Annotated in this window: 12 protein-coding genes; 2 read left to right on the top strand and 10 right to left on the bottom strand. The window is 59.3% G+C overall.

All coding sequences use genetic code 11. The features are described from left to right. Positions 1–5: 5 nt before the first annotated feature. Together HUU60_06400 and HUU60_06405 are read left to right on the top strand one after the other, a co-directional pair. On the top strand, positions 6–335 hold the full coding sequence (locus HUU60_06400; GenBank protein ID NUL82339.1) for a hypothetical protein: 330 nt from the start codon (positions 6–8) through the stop codon (positions 333–335). Positions 336–369: 34 nt separating this feature from the next. Further along, positions 370–1,635, top strand: a complete 1,266-nt coding sequence (locus tag HUU60_06405) for an aspartate aminotransferase family protein (protein NUL82340.1) — start codon at positions 370–372, stop codon at positions 1,633–1,635. On the opposite strand, the gene HUU60_06410 is transcribed toward HUU60_06405, so the two are convergent. The 10 genes from HUU60_06410 to HUU60_06455 form a co-directional block, all read right to left on the bottom strand. After that, positions 1,632–2,873, bottom strand: a complete 1,242-nt coding sequence (locus HUU60_06410; GenBank protein NUL82341.1) for an insulinase family protein — start codon at positions 2,871–2,873, stop codon at positions 1,632–1,634. The genes HUU60_06405 and HUU60_06410 overlap by 4 nt on opposite strands. Before the next feature lie 6 nt (positions 2,874–2,879). Continuing rightward, entirely contained in the window at positions 2,880–5,207 is a 2,328-nt protein-coding gene (locus HUU60_06415) for a polyribonucleotide nucleotidyltransferase (GenBank protein ID NUL82342.1), read from the bottom strand. Positions 5,208–5,230: 23 nt separating this feature from the next. Next, entirely contained in the window at positions 5,231–5,506 is a 276-nt protein-coding gene (rpsO, locus tag HUU60_06420; GenBank protein NUL82343.1) for a 30S ribosomal protein S15, read from the bottom strand. Positions 5,507–5,626: 120 nt separating this feature from the next. Continuing rightward, the gene (locus HUU60_06425; protein NUL82344.1) at positions 5,627–6,706 is read right to left on the bottom strand and encodes a cytochrome c; all 1,080 of its coding nucleotides are present in this window, start codon (positions 6,704–6,706) and stop codon (positions 5,627–5,629) included. Continuing rightward, positions 6,657–9,089 (bottom strand): DUF1929 domain-containing protein, encoded by a 2,433-nt coding sequence (locus HUU60_06430; protein NUL82345.1) that lies wholly within the window; start codon positions 9,087–9,089, stop codon positions 6,657–6,659. The genes HUU60_06425 and HUU60_06430 overlap by 50 nt, the downstream gene beginning before the upstream one ends. A 24-nt stretch (positions 9,090–9,113) precedes the next feature. Continuing rightward, positions 9,114–10,175, bottom strand: a complete 1,062-nt coding sequence (locus HUU60_06435) for a glucose-1-phosphate thymidylyltransferase (protein NUL82346.1) — start codon at positions 10,173–10,175, stop codon at positions 9,114–9,116. A 4-nt stretch (positions 10,176–10,179) separates the two neighbouring features. Next, positions 10,180–11,106, bottom strand: a complete 927-nt coding sequence (locus HUU60_06440) for an alpha/beta fold hydrolase (protein NUL82347.1) — start codon at positions 11,104–11,106, stop codon at positions 10,180–10,182. Between the two features lie 25 nt (positions 11,107–11,131). Continuing rightward, complete coding sequence (locus tag HUU60_06445) at positions 11,132–11,908, bottom strand: WecB/TagA/CpsF family glycosyltransferase (GenBank protein NUL82348.1); 777 nt, start codon at positions 11,906–11,908, stop codon at positions 11,132–11,134. Further along, positions 11,905–13,122: a glycosyltransferase family 4 protein gene (locus HUU60_06450; GenBank protein NUL82349.1), complete on the bottom strand. Its 1,218-nt coding sequence runs from the start codon at positions 13,120–13,122 to the stop codon at positions 11,905–11,907. The genes HUU60_06445 and HUU60_06450 overlap by 4 nt, the downstream gene beginning before the upstream one ends. Further along, complete coding sequence (locus tag HUU60_06455; GenBank protein NUL82350.1) at positions 13,103–14,416, bottom strand: UDP-glucose/GDP-mannose dehydrogenase family protein; 1,314 nt, start codon at positions 14,414–14,416, stop codon at positions 13,103–13,105. Before HUU60_06455 ends, HUU60_06450 begins: the two co-directional genes overlap by 20 nt. Positions 14,417–14,461: the final 45 nt, after the last annotated feature.

Consider the following 14,461-nt stretch of genomic DNA (forward strand, 5'->3'; position numbering starts at 1 on the left):
TTCCAATGAAACTATCCGACCTGCGCGAACGAGCGCTCCAAGCCTTTGGCCCAGGACTTCAGAACGCCACGCCTGCCAACGTGCGAGAGTTTGTCGACGCCATTCATACGGAAGCCCATGCCAAGCGCAAAGGCGAACGCTACGAAATGACCGAGGAGAAACTGGCCAGTTACGAAGATATCCTGAAGGACTTCTTTGCGCGGGCGTTGGATCTGCCGGCCGACGAGGCTGCCGGCATCCTTTGGCAAGTAGGGTTGGAACTCGCCTTCGCCCTCATCGAACAAGAAAACGCCGAGCGGCTGGACCCTCTTTTTCGCAACCTGGGCGAAGAGTAGCGCCGTGCTACAATAGGCGACAGGAGACTGCACAATGCAACCTATCGATGGTGAGAGGCTCAACGAGGAGGTCGCCGACCTCTATTCTGAATATCTAAACCCCGGACTGGCCAAGGTCTTCCGTTTTGCCGGTTTGGGGGTCGAATCGCGCGCGGAGGGCTGCTACGTCTACGACGCGACGGGCCGACGCTTTCTGGACTGCTTGGGAGGATATGGCGTCTTTTCGCTCGGCCATCGCCATCCTGCGGTCGTGCAATCGGTCAAGGATCAACTGGACCGAATGCCGCTGCCTTCCAAGATCATGTTCAACGAGCCGCAGGCGCGGCTGGCGGCCAAATTGGCGCAAGTCCTGCCGGGCGATTTGCAATACACCTTTTTCTGCAATTCGGGAACGGAAGCAGTGGAAGGAGCGCTGAAAATTGCGCGAAAGGCCACGGGCCGAACGCGCATCGTCAGTACTCTCGGAAGCTATCATGGCAAGACGTTTGGCGGGCTGTCCGCCAGCGGGCGAGAGGTCTATAAGAAGCCGTTTCTTCCGCTCTTGCCCGATTTCGAGCAGGTTCCTTTTGGCGACCTTTCGGCAGCGGAGACCGCAATCGACGAGAAGACTGCGGCCTTCATCGTCGAACCCGTGCAGGGCGAAGGCGGCATCCTGATCCCGCCTGCAGGCTATCTGCGCGGCTTGCGACATCTTTGCGACCGGCATGGAGCGTTGCTCATCGCGGACGAGGTGCAGACGGGCCTTGGCCGTACAGGCTTCATGTTCGGCGTCGATCGCGATGGGGTTGCGCCTCACATTATCACGTTGGCCAAGTGCTTGGGCGGCGGGGTGATGCCGATCGGCGCGTTCTCCTCCACGCCCGCCACTTGGGACGCTGCGTTTGGCGACAATCCGCTGATCCATACATCCACCTTCGGCGGCAACCAGCTCGCCTGCGCCGCGGGTCTGGCGGCCCTCAACGTTATAGAGAGCGAGGGGCTGGTAGAGCGATCTCGCACCATGGGACAACTCTTGGTCGAACGATTGCGAGCCATTCAGGATAAGTTCAACGGCTTCATAACAGATGTTCGCGGCTTAGGACTGATGATCGGAGTCGAGTTCGCCGAGCCGGATTATGGCGAGCTGACCGTAACCGGCATGATTCAGCGTGGCGTGATTGCCGCCTACACGCTCAACAATCCTAAGGTGATTCGATTTGAGCCGCCGTTGATCATAACCGAATCGCACATCGACGAGGCGGCGCGAGCGGTCGAAGAATCGGTGTTGGCTGCCCAAGAACTGGTCGTCTCGATCGCCTAAGAGCCGTTCGGCACGATAGCGGTCAGCGTGAGTTTGCTGGGCGATAGAATCTCGCTCGCCAAGGCGTGCAGGCTCTCCGGCGTTACGGCGTCGATGCGCTGAACGATCTCTTCCATCGGAATCGTTCGGCCATAGATCAGTTCGAGGCGCCCTAAACGGCTCATTCTGGCAGGCGTGCTCTCCAAGCCGATGAGCAGAGCCCCCTTCAGCAGGTTCTTGGCGTCGTCCAACTCGCTTTCGGACACGGGTTGTGCCGCGATGTTGTCTAATTCTGCCTGCACAAGTCGCTTGACCTCGGCAAAACAGTCGGTCGCGCATCCGCCATAGATGACCAAAGCGCCCTTGTGAGCGCCGGTCAGCGTGTAGGCGCCCACCTCGTAAGCCAATCCGCGCCGCTCCCGGATCTCGGTCCACAGCCGACTGAACATGCTGCCGCCCAGGATGTTGGCCAGAATGGCCAAATCGTACTTGCGCTCGTCCAGTTCCGACGGCGCATCGCATCCCATGCAAAAACTGACCTGCTCGACGTCTCTGTGGACGATCTTCTGCTCGCCCGTCCCGGCGACGCTCGGTCGGTCTGCTTGGAGCGCCGTTGCGCCCGGCTTCCAGGAGCCTAGTCGCTTTTCGACATCCTCGGCGAACTGATCGGGGTCTAGATTGCCGCTAGCCGTTATCACCACGCTTTCGGGCGCATATTGGTTTTCCATAAAGGCCAGCAAATCTTCGCGCGAAAGCGGAGAGACGGTGTCGGGCGTGCCGATGATCCGCCGTCCAAAGGGATCGTCCGGCCAATGGGTCTCGGCAAAGAGGTCGTGCACCGCGTCGGCCGGGCTGTCCTCGTACATTTTCATCTCTTCCAAGATGACGCCCTTTTCGCGCGCCAACTCTTCGGGATCGTACAGCGCGTTAGCAAACATATCGGCCAACACATCGAACGCATCGGTCAGATGCTCGCTGAGCGTGTGGGCGTAATAGCCCGTAACCTCGCGCCCGGTGCCCGCGTTGAGCGATCCGCCCCGACCCTCGATCTCGCGCGCGATCTGCTGCGCGTTGCGAGCGGGGGTGCCCTTGAACATCATGTGCTCGATGACGTGCGCCACGCCCGAATGGTGCTCCGGCTCGTGGCTGCTGCCCGCCGCGACCCAAATGCCGCAGGCCGCGGAGCGCACCGTGCTGACCGGCTCGGCCAGCACGCGCACACCGTTCGTAAGGGTGAATCGTTTGACGCGCTCTTCCATCAGGGTTTAACGTTTCGGTCGAAAGTCCGGCTTTGGGAGTTCCTCGGTTGCCGTCTCGCCTTCGCTGCTGGCCGTTGGCTCGTCCCTTCGCGGCGGTCTGCCGCCTCGAAAGTCGCGCCCGCGTCCTCCGCGATCGCCTCGGTCGCCTCGATCCTCTCGGCGCGGAGCACGATCCTCGAAATGAGGATTGTCGCCCGCTTCGACCGCGGCCGTCTTCAGGCTTTCGAGCGTCTGGTCCAACCCGCGAGCGCTCAAGTTGACGCGGCCCTGGCTGTCGATCTCGCGAACGCGCACCGTGATCGTGTCGCCCAATTTCACCAGCTCGTCCACGCGCCGAACCCGCTTGTTGCTGAGGTCTTCGACTTTCACAAGTCCCTCTTTGCCCGGGATCAGCTCGACAAAGGCGCCGAAGTTCATCAGTCGCGTTACCCTGCCGGTATAAACCTCGCCGATAGCGACCTCCTTGGTGAGCGCCTCGATCGCCTTCTGAGCAGCCGCTCCAGCTTCGCCGTCAGGCGCAGCGATGAAGATTTTGCCCGTCTGTTCGATCTGTATCTGGCATCCGGTTTCGGCGATGATGCGCTTGACGGTCTTGCCGCCAGGCCCGATCACTTCGCCGATCTTTTCGGGGTTGATCTCGACGATAAAGATGCGCGGCGCCAACGGCGACAACTCTGGCCGAGGGCCGGGCAGCGTCGCCAGCATCACGTCGAGGATCTTCATCCTCGCTTCCTTGGCTCGGTCCAGCGTCTCGGCAAGGATGTTTCGCGGCAGCCCGTGGATTTTGATGTCCAACTGGATGGCCGTGATGCCGTTCGCTGTGCCGGCGACCTTGAAATCCATGTCGCCGACGGCGTCCTCCATGCCTTGGATGTCGGTCAGAATCTTGTACTGGTCGCCTTCGGTTACCAGGCCGGTCGCGATGCCCGCCACCGGCGCCTTGATCGGCACGCCCGCGTCCATTAGGGCAAGCGTCGATCCGCAGGTAGCCGCCATGCTGGTCGATCCGTTCGATTCCAAAATCTCCGAATAGAGCAGCACAGCATAAGGAAACTCTTCTTGATCGGGGATCATGCGGGCGAGGGCCCTTTCGGCCAGCATCCCATGCCCGATCTCGCGGCGCCCTGCAGATCGCAAGGGTCGCGCTTCTCCCACGCTGAAAGGCGGGAAGTTGTAGTAATGCATGTACCGCTTGGAAGTCGCCAGTTCGAGCGAATCGATGGTCTGGGCGTCTTCCAACGATCCAAGGGTGCAGACCGTCAGCGCCTGCGTCTGACCGCGCTGGAATAGACCGGAGCCGTGCGCTCTGGGCAGCACGCCGACCTTGGCGCTCAGGTTCCGAATGTCTCTGTCGCCTCGTCCGTCGGGCCGCAGACCCTTGTCGATGATCAGGCTTCGAACGGCCTTCTTGATCACCTCGTCGACCGCCATGCCCAGTTCGAGCATTCGATTGGCATAAGGCGACGGTTCGCCCTCTGCAGGCGGCTTCGCAATCTGCGCGACGACCTCGTCCTTTAGTTGGCTCAATGCCGCTTCGCGAGCCAGTTTGTCCGCGTTTTGAATGGCGCCCCGGATCTGCTCGCCCGCTTGGCTTTCGACCGTCTGTTTCAAATCGTCGGCGACCAAGAAGTACTGAACCTCGGTCTTCTCCTTGCCGGCCTTCTGCTGAAGCTCCAGGATGGCTTGGATGATCTTCTGGTTCTCCCTCTGCGCCAGATCGATCGCCTCAAGCATCTCGCTCTCAGAAAACTCATCGGCGTCCGCCTCGATCATCACCGGATTGTCGTTGAGGCTCGCCACGACCAGATTCAGATCGCTAGCGGCCAATTGCTCGCCCGAGGGCGAGACGATCAGCTGCCCGTCGATTCGGCCGATGCGCGTAGCGGCGATCGGTCCGTTCCAAGGAATGTTGGAGATGCTCAGCGCGGCAGAGGCGCCGCACAGCGCGAGCATCTCTGGCATGGCCTCGTAATCGACGCTGTAAGGCATCGCCACAACCTGCACTTCGTTGCGCATGCCTTTGGGAAAAAGGGGCCGCACCGACCGGTCGATCAGCCGCGACTTGATCACGGCCTCGTCGGTCGGTCGTCCGCCCCGCTTAATAAATCCGCCCGGAATGCGACCGATGGCGTACTTGCGCTCTTCGTAATCGCACGTCAGGGGGAAGAAATCGATCTCGGTTCGAGCCTTGGGGCTCATGGTGGCGGTTACCAGCAAGAACGTGTCGCCCTGCCGGACCACCACTGCGCCGGAAGCCTGATTGGCTAGCTCTCCGGTCTCAAATGTGGTTAACTTGCCGCCGATCTCTACGGCGACTTGGTGTACGTTTGGCACCCAGGTTACCTCCTGTGGGTTTCTTAGAGTCGGCTGCGAATGCCGAGCCTTTCCACCAGTTGGCGGTATCTCTGGATGTCGCGCTTGGCAAGATAGTTGAGCAATCGTTTTCGCTGACCGACCAGTTGCAAGAGCCCTCGGCGGGAATGGTGATCCTGCTTATGGGCTTTCAGATGTTCGGTCAGGTAAGCGATCCGAGCCGACATGAGCGCGATTTGAACATCGGGCGAACCGGTGTCGGATTCGTGCGTCTTGTACTCGCTAATGATGCTCTCTTTTTGTTCCAAGCTCAACGGCATGCGCTGAACCTCCTCGCTTATCGTCTATCGCGAGGTCTGGTCGTTGCCGTTTTGGCAAAGCTCCAATAGAGCCTTGACACAACGGCACCGCTATCCCCGCTTGATGGGGAGTATACCTGATTAGTGCAACTCCCTTAACCTATACCAAGATTCCAGGTCGAAGGTCAGCAGATGGACCGGAGACGACGACGCAACCACGGAGCCTTTCGCCAAGTAGCGCGGGCGTTGGAAGTGGAAGGTCTCCGTCCACTTGGGATTCCACTCCATAAGACTAACGAGCGTCTCGGTCTGACCGCTGAGATGTCGCGCAGAGAGACGATACGGCTGGCCCGCCTTCCCATCGACCGGCAATGCCATGACCAAGACGCACGAATCGGCGATAAGACGAGAACCAGACCCCAAAAAGAGCGTCTTGGGCGAAGCGATGGGTCGGTTTTGATCGGCAACCAGCCCGATCGCAATCTCGGCATCTTCCTCGCGCCCCGTTCTCAGATACTGAACCCGCGCGACCAACTCCGAGCCCCGAGGCGCGCGAACCGCGACCCCTGCCCCCAGGGCCATCGGTCCAAACCCAGAAGTCCATGCGCCGACGAATCCCTGATCTGCCCCCTTGCGCCAAAACAGCTGCAAGTGGTGCGCCGATTTGGGCGCTGAAGGCAAGACATCGACCGAACGGATATAGATCTCCCTGCCGAACGGCAGCCGATAAGTCCTCACCGCCTCCTCGCCCGTTGCGCCGACCGTTTCCCCGACGCCCGCCTTCAGCACAATGTCGGGATGCCCGACGGTCCATCGCTCAGCGGTCAGCGTAGGGATCGGCCTGTCGTCGCCTTCGCCTTTAGGCGCGCCGGATAGCGCCCAATCTTGCAAGGCCTTGATCTCGTGATCGGTCAGTCGCAAGCCCGCAACGCCGTCGAACGGACCACCCTCCGCATTGATGGGCGGCATCGCGCGCCGAGCGGCATAAGCGGCGATCTCCGTGCGCCAACGAAAGGCATCTTCGTACGTTCTCAAGGCGAAGGGCGCGACGCTGCCGGGCGCGTGGCAGGGCGAGCAGTTCTTGGCCAGTATCGGCCTCACGTCGGCCAGATAGGTCGGCGCGATGGTCGAAGCAAACCCAAACGACCAAACGCAGGCGACGGCGATAAGCCTAATCGGACGAAGATTGGAACGCCGCCATGGCCAGCGCCAAATCGTCATCGCTCACCTTGCCATCCCTGTTTAGGTCGGTCGCTGGGTCGTTTAGATTCCAGCGCAAAACCCACTCGGCCGCACTGCCAGGTCGAAGCGACAGCCTAACCGATGCATGGCGCCGAACGGCCTCCGCGCTTCCTGTCAGCAGCCCATTGAGCGCCTTGACACGGACCTCGAATCGGGGCTCGTCTATGGTCGGTTTTAGCGCGATCTCTGCCCGTCCACCCGCGACCGCGGTCGCATTAGCCGTATATCGCCTAGGCGCCGCGCTGCCTTCACAGGAAGCGACTTCAACTTCGTAACTCGCCCCTTCGATCGCGCCGTCTATCGACAAGGTCATCAGGTCGCCCGTCTGGCGCTTTACCTGAATCCATCCAGCAACGGACGGCACGACCATGCCTCCGGCATCCGGCGCGTAGGCCGTCAAAAAGACCATGTACCAGCCGGGCGGCGCGATCAGCGGATCGAAGGGCGCGGTAACCTGCAGGCTGTACCGCCCGTTGCCCAGATGCTCCGCTTCGTATTTCAGCCGGATCATTCGCTGCTCGTTGTCCCATGCGTGCGTGGCGCTGCCCGGACGCATGAGCGAGACGGACTGAATTTGCCAATCGGCCGAGGGCAATGCGGCGCTCATCGAGACGATCTGGCCATAGTCCAGCTCTTCCGACGGATTGATCGACAGGATGCGGGGTCGCTCGTTCGCGCTTCTCAGGGTGTTGTCCGGCTTGTAAAAGTAGGGCGGCTTGTAGATGGCCGGATAGGTGTTGTTCATGATCGGTCGAGAGGTCAGGTTGGTGCCCGTCATCAGCACCGATCCATCGGGCAGCAACAATCCCGATGAATGGTAAGTGCGGGCGCCATCGACGGTCAGATTCGCGTCTCGATCTTGCGAATCCATGCTGCGACGCGGCTCCCATTTCGAGCGATACCAACCGAAAACTGGGTCGGGAGTCAGCGAGAGCGAGGTTAGGGCGATGTCGCTCACCTCGTATTTGCAGTTAAAGTCATTGGATTTCTTTTGGCCGCCAAAGACGAACATCTCGCTGTTGGGCAGCAACACCGCGTTGATGTGTTGGCGAGCCTGATCCATCTCGGGTACGCGATAATACTTGAGCCTATCGTGGTGATACTCCAAAATCTCGGCCGTCGCCCAGGTAGAGCAGGTCGCTTGCGCGCTGCCTCCCAAAGTTACGACCGTGGGCAACGATTGCTCGACCGCATTCTGAGGGTTCAGTTTATCAACGCGGGGCAACAGCACGCTGGAACCGTAGAACCGATAGACCCGCTTGTCGTGCGTGCCCCGAACGCAATCGAAGCCCTCCTCGACTTTGTAAGGATCCATACGGTGAGTGGGCACGTCGGGTCCGGTGTAGACGATCGAGCCTGTCAGATTGCCAAACAGATCGGGATAGGTAACCGTGTGCAAGCGCGGATAGAAGTTGCCAAGCCGGCGCATTCGGTCGGAAAAGGTGTCGGGGCAATCTTTGAGAGACTTCAGCGAATAGGCCGTCAACAGGCCGTCCGGACCATGATACGGATCGAACACTTCATAAGTCTGCGTGTAGCCGGAAGAGTCGAATATGACGCCGCCCACGATTAGAACCCTGCCATCGGGCAGCGTTAAGCAAGTCGGATACCAGCGCGGTTCGGCCATTCCCACATAGCCGGTAACGCCAGGATCGCCCAAAATGCCGCTCCAACCGAACGGATCGGTGTTCCAATTGAGGCCCTGAAGATCGAAGATGTAAGCAGCCTTGATCCCTTCGAATCGAGTACTGCCCGCCCTTAGGCTGGTATTGGGATAGTGGCCGCCCGCAACGAACAATCTGCCATCCTCCAACAGCGTGTGTCCCGAACAGAAGAGGTTGCCCTGGTGAAGCCGATCGGTCTTGTCGCCGTTGGGCAATGGGTCGGTGCGGAATCGCACTCGGCCATATTTGAATCGCTCTCGGAGGGCAGGATTGGGATGCTCCGCAGGGTTCCAAAGCATGTAGGAGCACCAGTTGACGAACTTCTCTTCGGGGCCGGGATTCGATACAAAGAACTGTCCTCGGCCCCACAGTATGACCGTCCCTCGCGGCAGTACGCTACCGTCCACGTCGGTCATCGGGCGAGGCAGCAGCGTGGCATGAATGCCAAAAACGTCCCGGTTCATCCACTCGGGCGGCGCTAGTTGCGATGGTCCGTCCCACGGATAGCCTGGTTCGCGCAAAAGGGCGTTGTTCAGCCAACTTCCCAGGTTGTGATCCTGTCGCCAGCGCACATGCGGGCGCGTCGGCTCATAGGTCGAAGTCGGCATCTCCACCGACCCGTGAACAAAATTGGTCTCTTGCGCGGCTGCGAACGCTGTACAGATTCCTAATAGGGCTACGAATGCTCCCCTGTTCATATCCATCCTCCATGTAATAGTGTACTACGGAAATGTGATCGCGCTGTGATCGCCCAGCATTAACTGTAAAGTCCTTGAGGGTCGAGAGCCTCCCTTTACTTGGACGCCCTGACCGATGAGCGAGTTCTCGATCCGCGCAGAGAGGTTCTCGAGATGGCTGTCGTCCAAGACGATGCTGAACTCGATCTCCGCGTTGATCAGACGGCATCGGCGGCCAATGGCGGTGAACGGACCGACGAACGCGCCTTGAAGCACAGAATCGGCGCCGATGCAGACCGGACCGCGAATGACGCAATCGGTGATCTGGGCGCCTCTTTCGACAATAACCCGACCGCTCAATTGAGAGTTTACAACCTGGCCTTCGTTAAGCGGCTCGGCGTCTTCGAGGGTCAGTCGGTTGGCCTCTAAGAGCGCCTCAAGGCTGCCGGTGTCCTTCCACCAGCCTGTTACCTGCTTGGCGTTGACCTGTTTGCCATTGTCGATCAGCCATTGGATGGCGTCGGTGATCTCCAGTTCGCCCCGGGCCGACGGCGAGATGGCGCGCGCCGCCTGAAAGATGGTCGAATCGAACAGGTAGACGCCCACCAGCGCCAAGTCGGATTTGGGTTGCGCGGGCTTTTCGATCAACCGCACAACCTGGTCGCCGCTCAGCTCTGCCACGCCAAAGTCTTGCGGATTCGGCACCTTTGCCAGCAGTATCAGAGCGTTGGGCCGCGCCCGTTCGAACTCTTGTACGAACTCGGTAACGCCGTGCTTGACGATGTTGTCTCCCAGGTACATGACGAACGGCGAGCCTTGCAAATAGGGCTCTGCTGTCAGCACGGCGTGCGCGAGGCCCAATGGCTGAGGCTGATGAATGTAGGTAACGCACAATCCCCATTGCGAGCCGTCGTCCACTGCGCGCTTGATCTCGTCGGCCGTGTCGCCCACAATGATGCCGACCTCTCTGACGCCCGCATCGCGCATCGCCTCCAAGCCGTAAAAAAGCGTCGGCTTGTTGGCCACGGGCACCAACTGCTTGGCCATGCTGTGGGTGATCGGCCTAAGGCGCGTGCCTTTGCCGCCCGAGAGTATAAGCGCCTTCATTCGATCATTGCGAGCCTTTAACGTGCTTGTTCAACCACTCCGTTACCTTGACCAACATCGTTGGCGGGGGGATGTGGCCGCCCTTGTACCAAACGATCTCTTTCGGCTCCCTGGCCGCTTCGTGCAGGGCGCGGTTCGAGTCGGGCGGCACTACGTCGTCGGCATCGCCATTGATAAACAACACCGGACGAGGCGAAATCATTCCCACATAATGCACAGGATCGACCGCGTCCATCGCCTTGAGCGCCTGTGCGACTCGATCGTTCTGGCCTTCTATCGCTCTCAAGGGCGAAAGGACGCTCTTTTCCATCAAGACCTTGTAGTTTCCGCCTGCGACCAAAAGCACGGGCGCTTTGACTCTGGGCTCGACCCCTGCAAAGATCGCGCCCAAGATGCCGCCCATGCTGGCGCCGATGTAGCCGATTCGATTTGGATCGATGTCGGGACGCGATTCGAGATAATCGACCGCGCGGCGGAGATCGACTACGGTTTGGGCCAAGGCATCGCGCGAATAGTAGGCGTTGACGCCAAAGATCGCCTCGGTATCGGGTCCTTTCCGGTCGCCATGATTGGCCGCATCGATAGCAAAGAGCGCGTACCCCTGCGCCGTCAGCATCGGCCACATGGCCTTGAACATCGTTTTGTTGCCGCCCAACCCATGCATAAGGATGATGCAAGGCAGCTTCTCGCCCTCTTTGCCGTTCGGCAGAACGAGATAGCCGGGCACGCGATTGTCCCGAGCCGAGCGATAGGTAACCAAGTACGACTTGTAGCCAGCGGTCGATTCGGCCTCTTTCACATCCGGCTTGAGCGCCAATTCGCGGTCGTAGGCGAAAAGTTCTGTCGCAGCGAACTTATGGCCTGACGGTTGGGCGCATCCGGTTAGAAAGAGCGACCAGACGATTACAAACGATAAGAGCGGACGATGCATGGTGCGGCCTCCTTTTCCTTACGATTCAATGCGTATCTCGGCTTCTCCTTCTGAGGCTCAGCGATTGAAGGAGCACTCGGAAGAAGAAGACCGCCTGGCTCAGGTACCGCTTCCACAGATAGCCGGGCTGCTGGGTAAGCCGATAGAGCCACTCCAATCCGTTGCGCTGCATCCATAGCGGCGCCCTCTTGTACAGGCCCGAAACGATGTCCAGCGCGCCGCCGCAACCCATAGCAACCTTGGCGCCGGTGAGCGCTTGATACCGATCGATCCAGAAATCTTGCCGCGGCGCGCCCAAAGCGACGAACAAGATGTCCGGCTTGGCCTTTGCGACCTCCGTAGCGATCGCACGGTTGGCTTCGTCATCGGTTAACTCGATCTGAGGGCCGTGTCCATAGATTTGGAGGCCGGGATAGCGCTCTGTCAACCGATCTCGCGCCGCTTGGTTCACATCGGGCATTGCGCCCAAGAGGTAGACGCGCCAACCCTTATCTGCCGCCATTTGGCAAAGGCGCTCCAGAATGTCCGTGCCGTTGACGCGACCGGGCAACGGCTGTTTGAGTAGTTTTGATGCCCATATAAGCGGCACGCCGTCAGCAACGTTGAGCGTCCGATTGAGAAGTTCTTGGTAATCGCGGTTCGCCCTTGCTTTTTGCAAAAAGTCTAAGTTGCACGTCGTAATCTGCAACTTATCGTCCTCTTCGATGGCTTGCTGGCAAAGCACGATCGTCTCTTCGAACGAAACCCGGCGCACCAAAACGCCTAAGATGTCGGCGGCAGGCAAGTCGGCAGGGCAGGTCATTTTCCTTGTGCAGAGCCATGGCCGAGCAGGTCGTCATAAAGCCTTACGAGGTTGGGCCAGTTGTGCTCCCAACTCAAAACTTCCTCAAAGCGTTTGCGGCCAAACTGGGACATTTCTCTTCTCTTTGGCTCGTCTTCCATCAAATCTCGTATCGCCTCGGCAAACTTGCGCTCATCGCTGCCCGGCACATAGACGGCGGCCTCTTGAGCGGAATAGCGAGACTCCTGAAGGTCGAACGAGACGATCGGCAGACCGATCGCCATGTATTCGATAATCTTGTTCATGGTCGAGACGTTGTTGAGCGGGTTTGGAGGGTCGGGAGCCAGGCCAACGTCGGCGGTCGAGAAGTACTCGATCAGCTCCTCGTCGCTGATGCGGCCGGTGAACTTGACAAACTCGCCAAGGTTGAGTTCATCGGATAGCGCTTTCAGGTTCTCCAACTCATCGCCTTTGCCGATGAGCGCAAACCCCGCACGCTTGTAGCCTATATCGTGAACCAGAATCTTGATCGCCCGAATGAGATAGTCGACACCGTCCTGAGGCCCCATGACGCCCAAGTAGACGCCGAGGAAGTCGAACCCGCGCTTCAATTCGGGCTTAGGCGCGCACGGAACGAACGCGGCTTTGGACGGTCCGCTTCGAACGATGGCGATCCTCTCTAGGGGCGCCTTCCCCCTTTGGTTCGCCACGCGTCGATACGATTCATTGGTCGCGATCACACGGTCTGCCGTTCGATAGGTCATCTTTTCCAGCCATAGCAGCGCCTTATGGAGGAGGCCTTTCTTGCCGTACTTTGCCTCGTACACCTCGGGGCAGAGATCATGCTGATCAAAGACAAACTTTACGCCTCGAAACTTATACATTTTTGCAATCAGCCAGAAAGTGTCGGGCGGATTGCAGGTCTGGATCGCATCGAACTTGCGTTCGCGCCAAACGCGCTTGACCAGCCGTCGAGTCTGCTGCCAGCAGTAGTAGAACTCCTTGAAAAAGTCCAGTTTCGTGAGCGTTACAGGCGGAGGCGGATAGCGATAGAGGTGGATGCCCTCCAGAAGTTCGTACTCATGGTTGACATTGGGCGGCAACGGCGAAATGACCGAAACGGTGTAGCCCGCATCGCGCAGTGCGAGCGATTCTTGCCAGACGCGGCGGTCATGAGGGAGCGGCAGATTCTGAACCAGGATGAGGAGGCTGCCTTTACCAGTAGAGTCCGACATACTCTCCCCGAATCTTCTCTCCGTTCAAGGAGCGCGCCAAATCCAAAACAATCTGATCGGGACGGATGGCATCGGCCATGCTGTCTAACTTGCCGTCGCTATGCCCGATAATCAGCACCTCGGCATCTTCGATCACCGGCGCCGGGTCGTTATAGAGGATAGTCGCCAGGTGCGGAAGCTCGGCATCGATAAATGCTTTATTGGCGCCGTAAAGCGACGCATAGTGCACGTTTGCGTCGTAAATCTTTAACTGATAGCCCTTGCCATAAAGCTTCTCGGCCAGTTCGACCAAGGGGCTTTCGCGCAGATCGTCCGTGCCGGGCTTGAACGAAAGGCCGAACAGGCCGATGCGCCGCTTGTTCATGTTCTGCACCGTCTTAAACACGCGCTCGACCTGTACCTTGTTGCTTTGCAGCATGGCCGTCATCATGGGCGTTTCCACGTCTCTTGATAAGGCGCGGTATGTCAGCGCGCGCACATCTTTGGGAAGGCACGAGCCGCCAAAGGCAAAGCCGGGCAGAAGATACTTAGAAGAGATGTTCAACTTCTCGTCCATGCAGAAGACGCGCATCACCTCGTGGCTGTCGATGCCCTCGGCTTTGCAGATCATGCCGATCTCGTTGGCAAAGGTGATCTTAAGCGCGTGGTAGGCGTTGCACGAGTACTTGATCATCTCGGCTGTGCGTATGTCCACAATTTCGACTGCGGCGTCCACGCCGTTGTAAAGTTCGGCGATGCGCGCGCCGTCCTCGCGGCGGCTCGCACCGATTACGGTAAACGGCGGCTGATAGAAGTCGGCGATCGCGGTGCCTTCTCGCAAAAACTCTGGATTGACGGCCAGGCCAAAATCGACGCCCGCCTTCTTGCCGGAGGACGATTCCAAGGCAGGAAGCGCCACGTTGTGCGCTGTACCGGGCAAGATTGTGCTGCGGATGACGACTAGATGGTAATCCGACTTGTCCCTCAGCGCTGTGCCGATCTCCTCGCAAACGCGCTTGATGTAATCGGTCTTCAGATCGCCGTTCTCGCGGCTCGGCGTACCCACGCAGATCAAGGAGAGGTCGGTTTCTCTAACGGCGGTCGCCACGTCGCCCGTGGTGGTCAATCGCCCCGATTCGACGCCTTCTTGAAGGTATCGCTCTAAATCGGCTTCGACGATGGGAGACTTTCCGCTCGAAATCAGCTCGGTCTTGCGCGGATCGGGATCGACGCCCACCACGGTATGACCGCCCTTGGCAAAACAGGCGGCCGACACCGCCCCAACGTATCCTAGCCCGAAAACGCTAACGCGCATAAATCCTCCAGCGACCTTGAAACCGCCCGATTCCATTATTGGCCG

The sequence above is a fragment of the Armatimonadota bacterium genome (assembly GCA_013359125.1).
Taxonomy (GTDB): Bacteria; Armatimonadota; Fimbriimonadia; order Fimbriimonadales; family GBS-DC; genus JABWCR01.

Excerpts from the sequence above, each read along its gene's own strand:
- HUU60_06400 (NUL82339.1), top strand. The coding sequence starts at position 6 with ATGAAACTATCCGACCTGCGCGAACGAGCGCTCCAAGCCTTTGGCCCA.
- HUU60_06405 (NUL82340.1), top strand. The coding sequence starts at position 370 with ATGCAACCTATCGATGGTGAGAGGCTCAACGAGGAGGTCGCCGACCTC.
- HUU60_06410 (NUL82341.1), bottom strand. The coding sequence starts at position 2,873 with ATGGAAGAGCGCGTCAAACGATTCACCCTTACGAACGGTGTGCGCGTG.
- rpsO (NUL82343.1), bottom strand. The coding sequence starts at position 5,506 with ATGCCGTTGAGCTTGGAACAAAAAGAGAGCATCATTAGCGAGTACAAG.
- HUU60_06425 (NUL82344.1), bottom strand. The coding sequence starts at position 6,706 with ATGACGATTTGGCGCTGGCCATGGCGGCGTTCCAATCTTCGTCCGATT.
- HUU60_06430 (NUL82345.1), bottom strand. The coding sequence starts at position 9,089 with ATGAACAGGGGAGCATTCGTAGCCCTATTAGGAATCTGTACAGCGTTC.
- HUU60_06435 (NUL82346.1), bottom strand. The coding sequence starts at position 10,175 with ATGAAGGCGCTTATACTCTCGGGCGGCAAAGGCACGCGCCTTAGGCCG.
- HUU60_06440 (NUL82347.1), bottom strand. The coding sequence starts at position 11,106 with ATGCATCGTCCGCTCTTATCGTTTGTAATCGTCTGGTCGCTCTTTCTA.
- HUU60_06445 (NUL82348.1), bottom strand. The coding sequence starts at position 11,908 with ATGACCTGCCCTGCCGACTTGCCTGCCGCCGACATCTTAGGCGTTTTG.
- HUU60_06450 (NUL82349.1), bottom strand. The coding sequence starts at position 13,122 with ATGTCGGACTCTACTGGTAAAGGCAGCCTCCTCATCCTGGTTCAGAAT.
- HUU60_06455 (NUL82350.1), bottom strand. The coding sequence starts at position 14,416 with ATGCGCGTTAGCGTTTTCGGGCTAGGATACGTTGGGGCGGTGTCGGCC.